The sequence below is a fragment of the Dyella sp. genome, from assembly GCF_051954575.1.
In the GTDB taxonomy this organism is placed as follows: domain Bacteria; phylum Pseudomonadota; class Gammaproteobacteria; order Xanthomonadales; family Rhodanobacteraceae; genus Dyella_B.
The window spans coordinates 17,777-33,165 of record NZ_JBQCHP010000041.1 but is presented as its reverse complement, the minus strand read 5'-3'; the positions used below and the strand labels follow the sequence as shown (position 1 = coordinate 33,165).

At 63.1% G+C, this 15,389-nt stretch carries 9 protein-coding genes; 4 read left to right on the top strand and 5 right to left on the bottom strand.

Annotated features, from left to right (window positions below; translation table 11 throughout):
* Positions 1-35 precede the first annotated feature (35 nt).
* The 3 genes from ACTHNE_RS05955 to rng all read right to left on the bottom strand — a co-directional run bounded on the left by ACTHNE_RS05955 (position 36) and on the right by rng (position 6,420).
* Positions 36-593, bottom strand: coding sequence for a hypothetical protein (locus ACTHNE_RS05955; RefSeq protein WP_440268756.1), 558 nt, complete (start codon positions 591-593; stop codon positions 36-38).
* A 448-nt stretch (positions 594-1,041) separates the two neighbouring features.
* Complete coding sequence (locus tag ACTHNE_RS05950; RefSeq protein WP_440268755.1) at positions 1,042-4,902, bottom strand: YhdP family protein; 3,861 nt, start codon at positions 4,900-4,902, stop codon at positions 1,042-1,044.
* A gap of 36 nt (positions 4,903-4,938) precedes the next feature.
* The gene (gene rng / locus ACTHNE_RS05945; RefSeq protein WP_324947071.1) at positions 4,939-6,420 is read right to left on the bottom strand and encodes a ribonuclease G; all 1,482 of its coding nucleotides are present in this window, start codon (positions 6,418-6,420) and stop codon (positions 4,939-4,941) included.
* 105 nt (positions 6,421-6,525) lie between these two features.
* Here rng and ACTHNE_RS05940 point away from each other — a divergent pair, with 105 nt between their 5' ends.
* The 3 genes from ACTHNE_RS05940 to ACTHNE_RS05930 all read left to right on the top strand — a co-directional run bounded on the left by ACTHNE_RS05940 (position 6,526) and on the right by ACTHNE_RS05930 (position 11,560).
* Positions 6,526-7,041, top strand: coding sequence for a mismatch-specific DNA-glycosylase (locus tag ACTHNE_RS05940; RefSeq protein WP_440268754.1), 516 nt, complete (start codon positions 6,526-6,528; stop codon positions 7,039-7,041).
* A gap of 145 nt (positions 7,042-7,186) precedes the next feature.
* Positions 7,187-10,372 (top strand): efflux RND transporter permease subunit, encoded by a 3,186-nt coding sequence (locus ACTHNE_RS05935; RefSeq protein ID WP_324947067.1) that lies wholly within the window; start codon positions 7,187-7,189, stop codon positions 10,370-10,372.
* Positions 10,373-10,381: 9 nt separating this feature from the next.
* Positions 10,382-11,560, top strand: coding sequence for an efflux RND transporter periplasmic adaptor subunit (locus ACTHNE_RS05930; RefSeq protein ID WP_324947065.1), 1,179 nt, complete (start codon positions 10,382-10,384; stop codon positions 11,558-11,560).
* A gap of 86 nt (positions 11,561-11,646) precedes the next feature.
* Here ACTHNE_RS05930 and ACTHNE_RS05925 read toward each other — a convergent pair whose 3' ends face one another.
* On the bottom strand, positions 11,647-12,933 hold the full coding sequence (locus ACTHNE_RS05925) for a c-type cytochrome (protein ID WP_440268753.1): 1,287 nt from the start codon (positions 12,931-12,933) through the stop codon (positions 11,647-11,649).
* Entirely contained in the window at positions 12,930-13,607 is a 678-nt protein-coding gene (locus tag ACTHNE_RS05920; RefSeq protein WP_324946150.1) for a c-type cytochrome, read from the bottom strand. The genes ACTHNE_RS05925 and ACTHNE_RS05920 overlap by 4 nt, the downstream gene beginning before the upstream one ends.
* Positions 13,608-13,761: 154 nt before the next feature.
* On the opposite strand from ACTHNE_RS05920, the gene ACTHNE_RS05915 reads away from it, so the two are divergent.
* Positions 13,762-15,381: an amidase gene (locus ACTHNE_RS05915; protein WP_440268752.1), complete on the top strand. Its 1,620-nt coding sequence runs from the start codon at positions 13,762-13,764 to the stop codon at positions 15,379-15,381.
* The last annotated feature ends 8 nt before the right edge of the window (positions 15,382-15,389 follow it).

Genomic DNA, 15,389 nt, shown 5'->3' with positions numbered 1-15,389 from the left:
AGCCGCTTGGCTGCCTTACAGACAGAGTCCAACTACTAGATCGGGGTGATGGTCAGTGTCGACGGTCCGCCAGAACTTGTTACGCCAGAAGATGCGCAATCATTTTGCAACGTTGCGAGCAGATTCACATCGGTCACTGTGATTACGACGTTATTCCCTTCATAAAGCCCAGCAGTGATCTTCCCCTGTAGGGTTACGACAAAGGTACCATTAATGTTGCTGCCAGTCTGGCTCAATTGAGCAGTACTAGTTTCGCCGTCACCCCAATTAATTTTGCGGGTTGTAAAAGGCGTCTGCTGTAGCAGCGAATCACACGATAGCGAGCTGGTAAACGTCGTTTCATATGATGCAGTCCCAACCAAAGACAAGGGACATACAAACAGATTCTTGGCAGAAACAGTTACGCTCTGAGGTGTAGATGTAACTCCTGGCGAATACGTTGCTGTGTGTGTGCCAACGCACTCGAGCAGTGGCTCACTGCCCTGAGCCCGTACCGGCGCTGCAGGCATTCCCACTGCAATAAGGGACAAAATCAACACAGTCAAAGTCGTTCCAAGCTTCGTCGCGAAGCCGCGTGTTTTTGTCACGTACATACCTTCATCCTCCTAATGACAGGAAACGCGAAACACACTCATGAATCGTCAAAGGCCGTACCTTGGCAAGCTTGTTGAATCGAACACTGCGATGCCCGCAGCCATGATTCGACCTCCCTCCTGGATATTGCCTGCTGGCAGATATCCAGCCCGGCGCTTTACGCCGGCCTGCGTGTATAGCGGGTGAAGTTATTTAAGAGATTTACTTCGGGCCGGCGAATTGCAACGTCTTGAGCGGCTTTGGTTTGGTATTTGCACGCACTTTCGGCAAGCCTAGCGGCGTCGGCACGGTCTGATTCCCCCGGACAGCAATGCGCTTTCGTAGCGCGCGCGTAGTTGGATTACTCCGGACTTGATCTGGGGATAACCCGACACGTTCGACGCGACATCGTTGGGTTGTCCCGATCAAGTCCGGGGTAACCCAATCTACGAATGAACAGCTAACTGCCTAATGTGCAGCACTCGAAGCCGCCGCCGGCTGCGCTGAAGAAGCACTGCTCGCCGGCGCCGCCGATGGCGGAGATCCCGTCGATGTAATCACCGGTTTATCCCAGCTTCCCGTGACGTGATAGCGCTGGGTCACCGCGTGATTGAGACCCTTCCCCAGCACCGTCTGCACTGCCAGGCCCGCTGCTGCACCGATCGGGCCGCCCACCACGGCACCTACGATCGGAAGGCTGTTGCCGATGTGCGGGATCACCACCATCTGCTGGTCGTAATCCTTGTTGCGCAAACCGGTGCGGCCGGTGACGCGAATTTCCGCGGCAGGGCCGTGGATCTTCAAGTTGTCGGTATAGGCGTTGCCGTTGCCGAGCTTGAAATCACCTTTGATCGAGTCGAAGCCGAAGCCCTTGCCGAACACGTCGTTGAAATCGAACGACAGGCGGCGCGGCAGATCCGCAATCGATGCCAGGCCGAACAGGCGGCCTACGCCTGGCGAGGCTTTGGGAATATTGCCATTGGTAACGTCGACCCCGAGCGTGCCTTCCATATTGCCCAGCTCGAATGCCCACGGACCCCCGGGCCAGGTGGCGTTGAGCTGCGCCTTCGTCTTGCCGCCGTCGAAAATGCCTGCATAACCGAATGCGGTCAGCATGTCGCCAAGATTGCCTGCGCCGAAATCCACGCGCAGGTGCGTGCTGCTGTGGGTGGGCGTGCCATTCCAATCGCCGCTGCCGTTGACCTGCACGCTGCGCGATTGGGTGGAAAGCTGGTCGATATGCATGCCATCGGGCGTCGGCCAGGTTTCCAGGCGCGCCTCGCCGAGCTTGGCCTCGTCCAGGCGCAGATCGTGCGCCCAGAAATGCAGCGGCGGAATGGTATGCGGATCGATGCCGGTGTTGGCCGGATCGGTCACCGGTATGGGAACCGGCGCTTCCCCAGGCTTCTTGGCCGGCGCGGTCGGTTGCTTGGGCCAATACATGCGCTGCAGCCGTGCGGTGATGCCGCGCTTGTTCAAATCCACCGTAGGCACGCTGAAGTGGCCGGATGCCGAAGCGCTGTCCACGTCCAGTTCCAGTGTGTCGGCTTTTGGAGCGGCGGTGACATGCATCTGTGCGAAATCGCGACCGAACACTTCGGCGTGTTCGGTGGTGACGTCGATCGTCTCCAGGCTCATACCCTTGCCGCCGCTGCTGCCGGCGATGGAATGCTTGATCCAGCCGGTCACGTCCAGTTGCGGCGCGTCGCCGCGAATGCGCATGCCTTGCGCTGGAAGCCCATCGGGCATCTGGTCACCGAAGGCGAAAGTGGCGGCCAGCGGCGACTGCTCACCGTTGGGCAAGCGCAGGCGGCCCCGCACGACCGAACCGATCGATACCTGCATCTCGGCGCCGGCTGTGGGCAAGCCCAGCGTGACATGCAGCGGCAAGCTGTCGTCAGCCGCCTTGTTCAACGGCACCGGGAAGTTCAGCGCCACGCCGGAGAGCGGCGAATCGATGCTCAGCGTTTGCACGTCCGGACTGCCCGTGCCGGTGCGCGCAATCCGGTAGCCGATGGAGAACGCGCTACGGCCGTCGGCCACTTCGCCCAGCCAGTTCAATTGCGGATAGCCCTGCAGCAGCTCCTGCACGGGGAAGTTGCCGTCGAGCTTGGCCGTCATCACCACGTTCGGATCGCCGGTGGCGCCGGCCACGGCCAGCTCCACTTGCGACGGTTCGCCATGGAATCCTCCCGCCAGCGGGCCGGCATGAAAACCGTGCGCATCGAACGTGGCCGGACCGCTGAGCTTGTCCAGCTGCAGATGCGATTCTTCCATGTTGAGATCGACATCCTTCAATTGCGCGGTACCGTTGAGCAGGAAGTCGTGCATGTCCTTCATCGGCAGCGACAAATGGAAATCGAAGTTGCCGGTACCGCCCAGCTTCAACTTGGCCAGCACGTCCGCATGCTTGTTGCCGATCGGGCTGTTGGCGACGAAGTTGAGCAGGTCCGACGCATTGCCCTCGCCGCTCACGTTGAGGTCGAGCGTGGTGTGGCCGAGTTCCGGAATCACCGCCACCGCGCGATTCATCTTCACGCCCAGCGAATCGCCGCTGTTGGCTTCAACCAGCATGCCCATGTCGGTGAAGCTGGCCACTGCTTGTACGTGCTCGGCCACCGGCCAGCTTTTGCCGTAACTCAAGGTGAGATCGTTGATGTTGGCGTGCGCCTCGAAGCGGCCTTCGTTGTGATGGAACGGCCAGTTCGCCAGGCTGCCGCGCACCAGCACGGCGGCGTCGTCGATATGGCCGCTGACGAACGCCTGGTCCAGCCAGTCGACGGCATGAGGGTTCAGTGAGTCGATCGGCCAGAACAGTTTGGCTGCGACGACGTCCGCGTGCGTCAGCGCGAGATAGACATCCAGGAATGGACGTCCGCCATCGCTCGGCATGGCGATTTCGCCCTGCGCATTGCCGCCATAACCCTCGCCTTCGAAATCCAGATCCGCCAAGCCGATGTGGGTGGCGTCGTCGTCGCGCCATGCGGCGATCGTGCCGGCCAGCCGGCTCATCACGAACGGTTTGCGGAATGTATGCGGCATGCTGATCGTGACCGCTTGCGCCGGCAGCTCCAGCGACGTGGCTTGCGCATCGCTGCGCACTTCGCCATGCAGATGGTCAAGCCCCGGCGCCTTGCCGACCGACTGGATGCCGAGATCGCTGAACGCCACGTCCAGCGTTCGCTCTTGCGCGGCACTGTTCCAATGGAACGTGGCGCGCTCGATCAGACCGTGCGGCTGTCCCGTGCCGACCCATTGCGCCTGGCCTGCAGGCAATCCGGGTTTCAAGGCGAGCCACGGCAGCAGCGGCGCAAGCTGCAGGCGACTGGCCACGGCCTTGATGTCCGATTGCGGCGTGCCGAAGTGATCCACGTCCGCGCGCAGCGCGCCGCCGTCATGGTCGGCCCAGCGCACGGTATAGCCATCGTCACGCCGGCTGAGCTCGGCCAGGCCGTTCAATTGCGCAACGTTGACCTTGGCGCCTGCAGGGCCGCGTACGGCCAGGTCGCGCAGGTTGAGCTGGAACAGGTCGCGCACGATGCGGTTGTCGCGCCAGTCCATCCACGCGGCGATATCGCCGTGGCCGCTGTCCACACCATAGCCGCGCAGGTCCAAACCGGTCAGCAGACCGTGCAGATCGGCGTTCTGCGTGGCGAGCCACAGTTTTCCGCTGGCACCGTCGTCGCGGAACCAGCCTGCCGCGCGCAGTACGCCGGTAGCGCCCATGCGATGCACGCGCGCGCCCACGCGGATGTGACTGCCCTGATGCGTTACGCGCAGCTGATCGGCCAGCAGGGTGTAGCGCTGGCTGATGAGCTGGTCATCGATGTTGACGCGCAGGTTGTCCAGCCACAGTTCGACGGATAGACGGCCAAACGAAATGTTCTGCCGTTCGGTACCGCCGGCCTTGCCGATGCCGTTGATGTGCCAGCGGCCATCGGTGTCACGCGTGAGGTCCAGCTCCAGGTCGCTGGCCTGCAGGTTCAACAGATGCCGCGAGGGCAGCAGCCAGCCGCCGAAATCCAGCTTAAGGTCCACCTCGGGAATGTGCAGCGGCGTGCTGCTCGCCTCGCCCGGGCCGAACACCACCTCGTGCATGACGAAGCGCGGGCCGGATGGCTCCCAGCGCCCCTGCAGCGACGCAAAGCTCACCGGGCGCTGCAGCTTGGCGCTGAGTTCCTGCGCCACCCATTGCGGATGCCGTGCCAGCAGCGGCAGCAACACTTGTGCGAGTGCTGCGGCAAGGGCGAACGCAATCAACGCCACACCCAAGGTCCAGCCAAGCGCGCGTGTCATGCGCCCGATCCATGCTTGCCGCCACACGCTCATGCAGGGACTGCACCGGTGCTAGGGAACTCAAGACAATTACAGCAATACAACATCGAACTGTTCCTGCGAGTAATGCTCCTCCGCCTGGAAGCGTATGCTTTTGGAAATGAACTCTTCCAGTTCGGCCACGGCGGTGGATTCTTCTTCGAGAATGCGACCCACCACTTTGGGGCTCGCCATCACCAAAAGTTTCTGCGCGTTGAACTGCCGCACGGCGCGGGTGATCTCGCGGAAAATTTCGTAGGTGACGGTTTCGGCTGTCTTCACCGCGCCGCGCCCCATGCAGGCCGGACACGGTTCGCACAGCTGGCGCTCCAGGCTTTCGGTGGTGCGCTTGCGCGTCATTTCCACCAGTCCCAGCGGCGACATCGGGTACACCGTGGTCTTGGCGTGATCGCGCGCCAGGCCTTTTTCCAGCATGCGGATCACTTGCCGCTTGTGCTCTTCATCGGTCATGTCGATGAAGTCGATGATGATGATGCCGCCCAGGTTGCGCAGCCTAAGCTGGCGCGCAGCCGCCTGCGCGGCTTCCAGGTTGGTGCGGTAGACCGTTTCTTCCAGATTGCGCGTACCTAGGTAACCGCCGGTGTTGACGTCGATGGTGGTCATCGCCTCGGTCTGGTCGACGATCAGGTAGCCGCCGGATTTGAGCGGCACTTCCTTGCGCAGCGCGCGCTGGATTTCGTCTTCCACGCCGTACAGGTCGAAGATCGGCCGCTCGCCGGCGTAGTGCTCCACGCGATCGTCCAGGTGCGGCATGAACTTGTGCACGAACTTGGCGACCTTCTCGTAGGTTTCGCGCGAATCCACGCGCACCTTCTCGATGTCATCGTTGAGCAGGTCGCGCAGTGCGCGCAGCGGCAGCGCCAGTTCTTCGTAGACGCGGTCACCCACTTTCGCCTTGGCGATATTTTCCTGCACCACGCGCCAGACCTTGCCCAGATAGGTGACGTCGAAGGCGAGCGATTCGGCCGATTGCCCTTCGGCATTGGTGCGCACGATGTAGCCGAGTGGGTTCTCCCCGATCAGCGGGGTTAGCACGTCCTTCAGGCGCTGGCGTTCGTTGTCGTCCTCGATGCGCGTGGAAATGCCGAGCGTGCGCGCATGCGGCAGCAGCACCAGGTAGCGCGAGGGGATCGACAGATGCGTGGACAGTCGCGCGCCCTTGGTGCCGATAGGGTCTTTCACCACCTGCACCACGATCTCCTGGCCCTCGTGCACCAGCTCGCTGATCGAGGGCATGTGGCCGTTGCCGTTGCTGGCGGCGATGTCCGCGCCTTCCGGCAGCGGCGGCCGCACGATGTCCGAGGCGTGCAGGAACGCGGCGCGCTCCAGGCCGATGTCGACGAACACCGCCTGCATGCCGGGCATCACCCGCTGCACCCGCCCCTTGTAGACGTTGCCGACGTAGCCGCGCCGGGACGCCCGCTCGACATGCAGCTCCTGCAGCATGCCGTTCTCCACCACGCCGACCCGGGTCTCGCGCGGGGTCATATTGATAAGGATTTCTTCGCTCACTTAAATTCCCCAGACATTCCGGCATTTATAGCCGTTAGCTGAGAGAACTGTCGATGCGCAGCGCACGCCTCCTGCTGTACTGCCGAGTTCGGTAAAGTGTCCTGCATGCGCGCGCCCAAAACCGGTTCAGCCCCCTTTGACCGCCCGATCCTTCCGGACGTTCTGCGCCCTGGCCTGCGCCTGGTGTTCTGCGGCACGGCCGCGGGCAAACGCTCGGCCCACGAAGGGGCCTACTACGCCCATCCGGGCAACATGTTCTGGCGCGCGCTGTTTCAGGCCGGGCTCACCCCGCGGCGGCTGGCGCCGCAGGAGTTCCCGCTGTTGCCCGACTTCGGCATCGGCCTGACCGACCTGGCCAAGCGCCACGTGGGCAATGACGACGAACTGCCCAGGGATGCGTTCGATGTACCCGCGCTGCTGGCCAAGATCGAACGCCACGCGCCGGGCATGCTGGCCTTCACCAGCAAGCACGCGGCACGCGCGGTACTCGGCGCGGACGTGCGCTACGGCTTGCAGGATCGTGCATTCGGTTCGACCAAGGTCTTCGTGCTGCCTTCGCCATCCGGGCAGGCGCGTGGGCATTGGGATCTCGCCCATTGGATCGCCCTGGCGACGACGTAACGCAAATACATACGGCCGTGCGCATGGCCTCCGGCACATGATTGCCGTCAGGAAAATTGCTTAGGCTAGCATCTTCCCGGCAACCTTCTATAGTCAGTCGATGCGAACCGCGCGGCGGTCGCAAGGCTGATGGAAAGCATCGGTTATGTGGATCGTCAAAATCGCGCTCGAACGGCCGCTTACCTTTATCGTTCTGGCGCTGCTGCTGCTGATCCTCGGGCCGCTGGCGATCCTGCGCACGCCGGTGGACATCTTTCCGAACATCGACATTCCGGTGGTTTCCGTAGTGTGGAATTACACCGGGCTACCCGCCGAGGACATGAACAACCGCATCATCAGCGGTTACGAGCGCGCGCTGACCACTACCGTCAACGACATCGAGCACACCGAGACCCAATCGCTCAACGGTGTCGGCCTGGTGAAGGTGTATTTCCAGCCGAACGTGAAGATCGACATGGCCGTGGCGCAGGTCACCGCGATCTCGCAAACGGTATTGCGCGGCATGCCGCAAGGCACGAACCCGCCTCTGATCCTGGTCTACAACGCGTCCACCGTGCCGGTGCTGCAATTCGCGCTGTCGTCGAAGGAGCTGTCGGAAACTACGATCTTCGACGACGCCAACCAGATCGTGCGCACCTTCATCACCTCCGTGCGCGGCGCGGCCACGCCCTACCCCTATGGCGGCAAGCAGCGCCAGGTGCAGGTGGACCTCAATCCGCAGGCGCTGCTCGCGCACAAGTTGTCGCCCAGCGACGTGGTGGCGGCGATCGGCGCGCAGAACCTGATCCTGCCCGCCGGCACGCAGAAGATCGGCGATACCGAATACAGCGTGCGCTTGAACGGCAGCCCGCAGCAGATCGAGGAGCTCAACAACGCGCCGATCCGCACCGTCAACGGCGTCACCACCTATATTCGCGACGTCGCCCACGTGCACGACGGCTCGCCGCCGCAGACCAACGTGGTGCGCGTGAACGGCCAGCGCGCGGTGCTGATGTCGATCCTTAAGATCGGTGATGCATCGACGCTGGATATCGTCGACAGCCTCAACAGCATGCTGCCGGCCATTCGCGCGGCGATACCGCAGAACCTGGAGATCCATTCGCTTTCCGATCAGTCGCTTTTCGTGCGCGCGGCGATTTCCGGCGTGGTGCGCGAAGGCGTGATCGCGGCGACCCTGACCGGTTTGATGATCCTGCTGTTCCTGGGCTCCTGGCGCTCGACGCTGATCATCGCCATCTCGATTCCGCTTTCGATTCTCGCTTCCATCATTGCGCTGTCGGCGCTCGGCCAGACCATCAACATCATGACGCTGGGTGGCCTGGCGCTGGCGGTGGGCATCCTGGTGGACGACGCCACGGTGACGATCGAGAACATCAACTCGCACCTGGAAGAAGGCAAGGAGGTCTACGACGCGATCATGGAAGGCGCGCACCAGATCGCGATACCGGCGTTCGTATCGACCTTGTCGATCTGCATCGTGTTCGTGCCGATCTTCTTTCTCGGCGGCGTGGCGAAATACCTGTTTGCGCCGCTGGCCGAAGCGGTGGTGTTCGCGATGCTGGCTTCCTATGTGCTGTCGCGAACGCTGGTGCCCACGCTTTCGCTGTTCTGGCTGAAGAAGCACCAGCATGAGAAGCAGGCCAACGGACCGCTCAGCCATTTCCAGCTCGCTTTCGAACGCCGCTTCGAACGCCTGCGCGAAGGCTATCGCGGCGCGCTGGAAACCACCGAACGCCATCGTGGCCTGTTCGCGATACTGTTTTTCGCAACGTGCGCGCTATCGGTGGGCCTGCTGGTGCCATGGCTGGGACGCGATTTCTTCCCCTACGTGGACGGCGGCCAGATCAAGCTGCATTTCCGTGCTCCGGTGGGACTGCGCATCGAAGAAACCGCACGGCTGGCCGATGGCATCGAGGGCGTGATTCGCGACGCCATCCCGCAGCAGGAACTGGCCAGCATCGTCGACACGCTGGGCATTCCCTACAGCGGCATCAATCTTTCCTATAGCAATACTGGCGTGGTGGGCACGTCGGACGGCGACATCTTCGTGACGCTCAATGAAGATCATCGCCCAACCATCGATTACGTGCGCAACCTGCGCCGGCAGCTCGCACAGAAATATCCCGGCGTGATCTTCTCCTTCCTGCCGGCGGACATCGTGGGGCAGATCCTGAACTTCGGCGCGCCGGCGCCGATCGATGTGCAGGTATCCAGTCACGATCCCACCGCATCGGCGAGGATCGCCAAGGAATTGCATGGGGATCTGCTGAAGATTCCCGGGCTGGTCGATCTGCGTATCCAGCAGGCGCTCAACCTGCCGCAGCTCAACGTAACGGTGGACCGCACGCGCGCCAGCCTGGTCGGCCTCACCACACAGGATGTCGCGAGTAATCTGCTGACGGCGCTAGCCGGTTCGTCGCAGGTCAGCCCCACCTTCTGGGTCGATCCGAAAACCGGCATCAGCTATTCCATCGCCACGCAGACGCCGCAATATCGTCTGGATTCCCTGCAGGCGCTGAAGAATCTGCCGATCCGCAGCGTGTCGGGCAACGTTGCGGCGAGCAGCAGTTCATCGGGCAGCACCATCAGCCAGACGCTGCAGAATCTCGCCGACTTCTCGCGCAGCCAGGGCGCGGCGATCGTCACGCACTACAGCACGCGGCCGACGATGGATCTGTATGCCTCGGTCGACCGCACCGATCTTGGCGCGGTGGCGAGCGATGTGCAGCGCGTGGTGGCGGAGCATGCCAAGCACTTGCCGCGCGATGTGAACATCGACGTGCGCGGCCAGGTGCAGACCATGCAAGCGTCCTACAAGGGGCTGATCGGCGGGCTGCTGTTCGCGATCGTGCTGGTGTATCTGTTGATCGTGGTCAATTTCCAGAGCTGGCTCGATCCGCTGATCATCATCGCGGCGTTGCCCGCGGCGTTGGCGGGTTTGGTGTGGATGCTGTTCCTCACCGGTACGCCGCTGTCGGTGCCGGCGCTGATGGGCGCGATCATGTGCATGGGCGTGGCGACGGCCAACTCGATCCTGGTGATCAGTTTCGCGCGCGAGCGGCTGGCGCATCACGACGATCCGGTGCAGGCGGCGATCGAGGCCGGCTTCCAGCGTTTCCGCCCGGTATTGATGACGGCGCTGGCGATGATCATCGGCATGGTGCCGATGGCGCTGGGCCTGGGCGAAGGCGGCGAACAGAATGCGCCGCTGGGCCGCGCCGTGATCGGCGGCCTGCTGCTGGCCACGGCCGCCACCTTGTTCTTCGTACCGACCTTCTTCAGTCTGTTGCATCGCCGCCGCAAGGCGCGCCGCGATGCGGCTGCAGTGTGAGAACCGATCATGTCCAGTAATGTTTCGCATTCTCCTCCCAAGCCATCGCGCGGCGCGCGGCTTACGTTGGTTGGCCTCGGCATCGTGCTGGTTGCGCTGGCGGTGTTCGGCATCGTCAGGCGCGTGCAGGCGCGCCACGAGTTGACCCAGGACACCCAGCGCAACGCCATTCCCACCGTGGCGACGATCACGCCCAAGGCCGCGGCCAAGGACGAGGCGCTGACCCTGCCTGGCACGGTGGCTTCGTGGCAGGACGCGCAGGTGTATGCACGCACCACCGGCTACGTCGCCAAGTGGTACGTCGATATCGGCGCCAAGGTGAAAAAGGGGCAACGCCTGGCCGACCTGGATACACCGGACGTCGACAACCAACTGCTGCAAGGCAAGGCGCAGATGCGCACCGACCAGGCCAACGAGGCGTTCGCTAAAGTCACCGCCGATCGCTACGCAAAACTTGCCACGCAAGGCCTGGTGGCGCAGCAGATCGCCGACCAGTACACGGCGCAATACAAGGCCGACGCCGCCACCGTGCAGGCCGATCAGGCGAACGTGGCGCGGCTGCAGACCCTGCAGGATTTCAAGCACATCGACGCGCCGTACGACGGCATCATCACCCAGCGCAACTTGAACATCGGCGCGCTGGTGGATTCGGGCGCCAGCGGCAGCAACCTGTTCGTGATCGCCGATACCAGCAAGCTGCGCATCTACGTGGACGTGCCGGAAACCTATGCCGCCAGCGTACGCGTCGGCATGCCGGCCGAGGTCAGCTTAAATACCTATGGCGCGAAACCGTTCGCAGGCACCGTGGCGCGCACGGCCGATGCGCTAGATCCGAATACGCGCACGCTGCGCACCGAAATCGACGTCGCCAACGACGATCAGCAACTGGTGCCCGGTGTATACGCCAACGTGAAGCTGCAGCTGTCGACCGCCACGCGCAACTACGTCGTGCCTGCCAACGTGCTGCTGTTCCGCGCCGAAGGGCTGCAGCTTGCGTTGATCGATGGGCAGCAGCGCGTGCATTTGCAGCACGTCACGATCGGCCGCGATTTCGGCAGCACGGTGGAAATCATCGAAGGTTTGGCCGATGGCGACCGTGTCGTGCTGAGTCCGCCGGATTCGCTGTATGAGGGTCAGCAGGTGAAACTGAGCGAGCCGAATGCTGCGCAAAAGCAACGGCTTCCGTAGGTTGGGGTGCGAACCCCAACATCGTGATTCCTGGGTACACGGCAATGTTGGGGTTTGCACCCCAACCTACGGCTGACTCCTTTCCTTCAATCAATCGGCGTATGCCGATACACCGCCACATCACGTTCCTGCACCGCAGCGGCATGATTCGACCAAGCCTGCCGGATATAGGTCACCACCGCCGCCACGTCCGCATCGCTCAGCTGCTGCGCATACGGCGGCATGGAATACGGCCGAGGGTTGCCTATCGTCACCGGCGGAAAGCCGCCCAGCAGCACGATGCGTGTCGCGTTGACGCCGGTGGGTTCCACTACCGATGCATTGCCATCCAGCGCCGGATAGACGCCCGCAACACCGGCGCCATCCTTGCCGTGGCAATCCGCGCAATGCTCCTCGTAGATGGCATGACCGCGATCGGCCAGCGACTTGCCATCGAAACTCGCGCGCACGACTGCCAGCGTGCTGCGCGCAGATAGCGACAGCAGATAGTCGGCGATGGCTTGCAGATCGTCGTCGTGCAGATGCTGCGTGCTGTGCGCCACCACATCCGCCATCGGGCCAATTGCAGCACCCTTGGAGGCCTGCCCGGTTTTCAGCACGTCGATGATGTCCTGCCTATTCCATCCCTGCAGGCCACCGTTGGCTTGCATGCTCAAATCCGGCGCGTACCAATCCTGTTCGGGAATAAGCCCGCCGCTGAGCGTCGCGCCGCTATTCAAGCCGCCCCATGCGTCACGCGTGGCGTGGCATTCGTTGCAGTGCCCAAGGCCTTGCACCAAATACGCACCACGGTTCCATGACGCCGGTTGCGAAGGGTCGGCCCGATATACGCCCGGCTTGAAATACATCGCGCGCCACGCGGTGAGCGTGCTGCGCACGTTGTAGGGAAAGCGCAGTTCAAGCTGCGCATTCGGCTGGCGCGCGGCCGGCAGCGAACGCAGGTATGCAAACAGCGCGATGGCGTCGTCGCGCGTCACCTTGGTGAACGAGGTATACGAAAACGCGGGATACAGCAGCTCGCCGTTCCGCCCGACACCTTCATGCATGGCGCGCCAGAAGTCGCTGAATGTCCATGCACCGATGCCGGTTTCGCCATCCGGCGTGATGTTGGGCGCCGGAATATTGCCGAACGGCGTGGGCAACATGCGCCCGCCCGCATAAGGCGCGCCGCCACGCATGGTATGGCAGGAAACGCAATCGCCGGCCGCGGCCAGGTAACGGCCCTTGGCAATGACGAGCGGATCTTTCAAAGTGGCGGCGATCGCCGGATCTTCCGGCGACGGCGATGCAGGTGTATGCCGTTGCGACAGCCACGCACCGGCAACCAGCACCAGCACCACCAGCACCATCCATAACCCACGCAGTCGATTCATAGGCCGCTCCCCTGCGCCTGCAGTACCCCGCAATGCAGTGGTGGCGTGATCGAGCCTGCCGCTTGTGCGTGCGTATCGGCGGGCACCTCACGGCTCGCCAGCCACGCTGAAACCGCGGTGATGTCCGCCGGCGCAAGGCGATTGGCGATCTCGGCCATGCAATCGGGCGCCGCCGATGCGCGCGTACCCGTGCGCCACGAACCAAGCTGCGAGCTGATGTAGTCGTACGGCAGGCCAACCAGCCCCGGCACGAACGGCTCCGTGCCGGTGAGCTGCGTGCCGTGGCACGCCTGGCACGGCGGTATCTTGCGCGCGGGGTCGCCGGCGGTAACCAGTTGCTCGCCACGCTGCAGCGCGGATGGAGCCAGCGCAGGCAGCGGCTTGCGCGCATAGGGCACCTGTTGCGCTGAGAAATACGCAGCGATCTCCTGCATATAGCTGAGCGTGAGCGGACGCACGGTGTATTCCATCGGCGCGTATTTGCGCAGCCCGCGCTGGAAATTCTGCATTTGCAAGACCAGATAGCCGGCCGGCTTGCCCGCCAGGCGCGGGAAAAAACCGCTGCCGGAAGAACCTTCGCCGTGCACGCCGTGGCAGCTCGTGCACGCCGCAATACGCTGCTGCAGCGTGTCGGGCACGCTCGATGGATCGGCGTGCGCCACGTTACAGCCCATCAAGGCCACAGCGAGCGCCCACCAAAATCGTGTCGACATGTTGGTCCGGCCCCTGGCACCCATGCCGGAAGTATAGGGGTCCGCCACGCGCCAACCACGACGCCTGCGGTTATGCTGCGGCATCACGCCACATGCTTTGTTGGGGAGTACTGCCATGTTCCGACGACCGCTGCTAGGCGCCGCCATCGTGCTTGCCCTTTGGCCTTCCGCCGCGCTGTTGGCCCAGGAGAACGCCGGTGATGTGGCATGGCGAAGCGTGACCGAACTGCAGCAGGACATCGACGCTGGCAAGCTGACCAGCAAGGCGCTGGTGCAGGAAGACATCGCGCGCATCCAGCAGATCGACCAAAGTGGCCCGACGCTGCGCGCGGTGCTGGAGGTCAATCCGGATGCGTTGAAGATCGCCGAGAAACTCGACGCGAAACGCCGTCCCTTGCACAGCCCGCTGTATGGCATGCCGGTGCTGCTGAAGGACAACATCGACACCGGCGATCACACCCTGACCACCGCAGGTTCGCTTGCCTTGATGGATGCGCCGGCAGCAAAAGACGCCTCACTGGTTACGCGTCTGCGCGACGCGGGCGCGGTGATTCTGGGCAAGGCCAACCTCAGCGAGTGGGCGGATTTTCGTTCCAGCCATGCCAGCAGCGGATGGACCGGTCGCGGCGGGCAGACGCGCAACCCGTATGCGCTGGATCGCAATCCATGCGGCTCCAGTTCCGGCTCAGCGGTGGCGGTCGCGGCGGGCCTGGTGCCGGCGGCGGTGGGCACAGAGACGGACGGCTCGATCATCTGTCCCGCATCGATGAACGGCATTGTGGGCATCAAGCCGACCTTGGGTCTCGTCAGCCGCAGCGGCATCATTCCGATCAGCCACAACCAGGACACGGCCGGCCCGCTCGCGCGCAATGTCACCGACGCGGCCATGTTGCTTACTGCGCTGGCAGGCAGTGATTCGCAGGATCCCGCCACGGCGGAAGCAAACAAGCATGCGACCGATTACACGCGTTTTCTCGATCCGAACGGCTTGCGCGGCAAACGCATCGGCGTAGTGCGCCAGCTTGCCGGTAACGAGCCGAATGCCGATCGCGTGCTGGATGAAGCAATCGCCGCAATGAAAGCGCAGGGCGCGATCATTGTCGATCCGGTCACGCTGCCGCATCTGGCCGAACTCGGCGATCCGGAAATGACCGTGATGCTGTACGACTTCAAGCATGACCTCAACGCGTATCTCGCTGGCCGCCAAGGCCTGAAGGTGAAAACACTGGCGGACCTGATCGCCTTCGACAAACAGGAAGCGCCACGCGAAATGGCCTGGTTCGGGCAGGATCTGTTCGAGCAGGCGCAGGCCAAAGGCCCGCTTACCGACAAGGCGTATCTGGATGCCTTGAACAAGGCCAAGCAGTTCTCGGGGCCGCAAGGCATCGATGCGGCGCTGCAGGCGAACCACCTGGATGCGCTGCTTTCGCCATCATGGGGGCCGGCGTACCTGACCGACCTGGTGCTTGGCGATCACATCGTCAGCGGCAATCCGACCATCGGCGGCGCCTCGCAACCGGCGGCGGTGGCGGGCTATCCCTCGATCGCCGTACCGGCTGGCTGGGCGCACGGCTTGCCGGTGGGCATCGTGTTCTTCGGCGCCAAGTGGAGCGAACCGACGCTGATTTCGATCGCCTACGGTTTCGAACAGCACACGCATGCATGGCAGCCGCCGAAATTCCTGCCGACGGTGGATGGCAGCGCTTACGCGCCGGCGCCCGCGCAAAGCCATTAAATGCGCAT

Bases quoted from the DNA above. Each gene is read 5' to 3' on its own strand.
- ACTHNE_RS05920 (WP_324946150.1), bottom strand. From the start codon at position 13,607: ATGGGCTGTAACGTGGCGCACGCCGATCCATCGAGCGTGCCCGACACG.
- ACTHNE_RS05915 (WP_440268752.1), top strand. From the start codon at position 13,762: ATGTTCCGACGACCGCTGCTAGGCGCCGCCATCGTGCTTGCCCTTTGG.
- ACTHNE_RS05940 (WP_440268754.1), top strand. From the start codon at position 6,526: ATGCGCGCGCCCAAAACCGGTTCAGCCCCCTTTGACCGCCCGATCCTT.
- ACTHNE_RS05925 (WP_440268753.1), bottom strand. From the start codon at position 12,933: ATGAATCGACTGCGTGGGTTATGGATGGTGCTGGTGGTGCTGGTGCTG.
- ACTHNE_RS05950 (WP_440268755.1), bottom strand. From the start codon at position 4,902: ATGAGCGTGTGGCGGCAAGCATGGATCGGGCGCATGACACGCGCGCTT.
- ACTHNE_RS05955 (WP_440268756.1), bottom strand. From the start codon at position 593: ATGTACGTGACAAAAACACGCGGCTTCGCGACGAAGCTTGGAACGACT.
- ACTHNE_RS05935 (WP_324947067.1), top strand. From the start codon at position 7,187: ATGTGGATCGTCAAAATCGCGCTCGAACGGCCGCTTACCTTTATCGTT.
- ACTHNE_RS05930 (WP_324947065.1), top strand. From the start codon at position 10,382: ATGTCCAGTAATGTTTCGCATTCTCCTCCCAAGCCATCGCGCGGCGCG.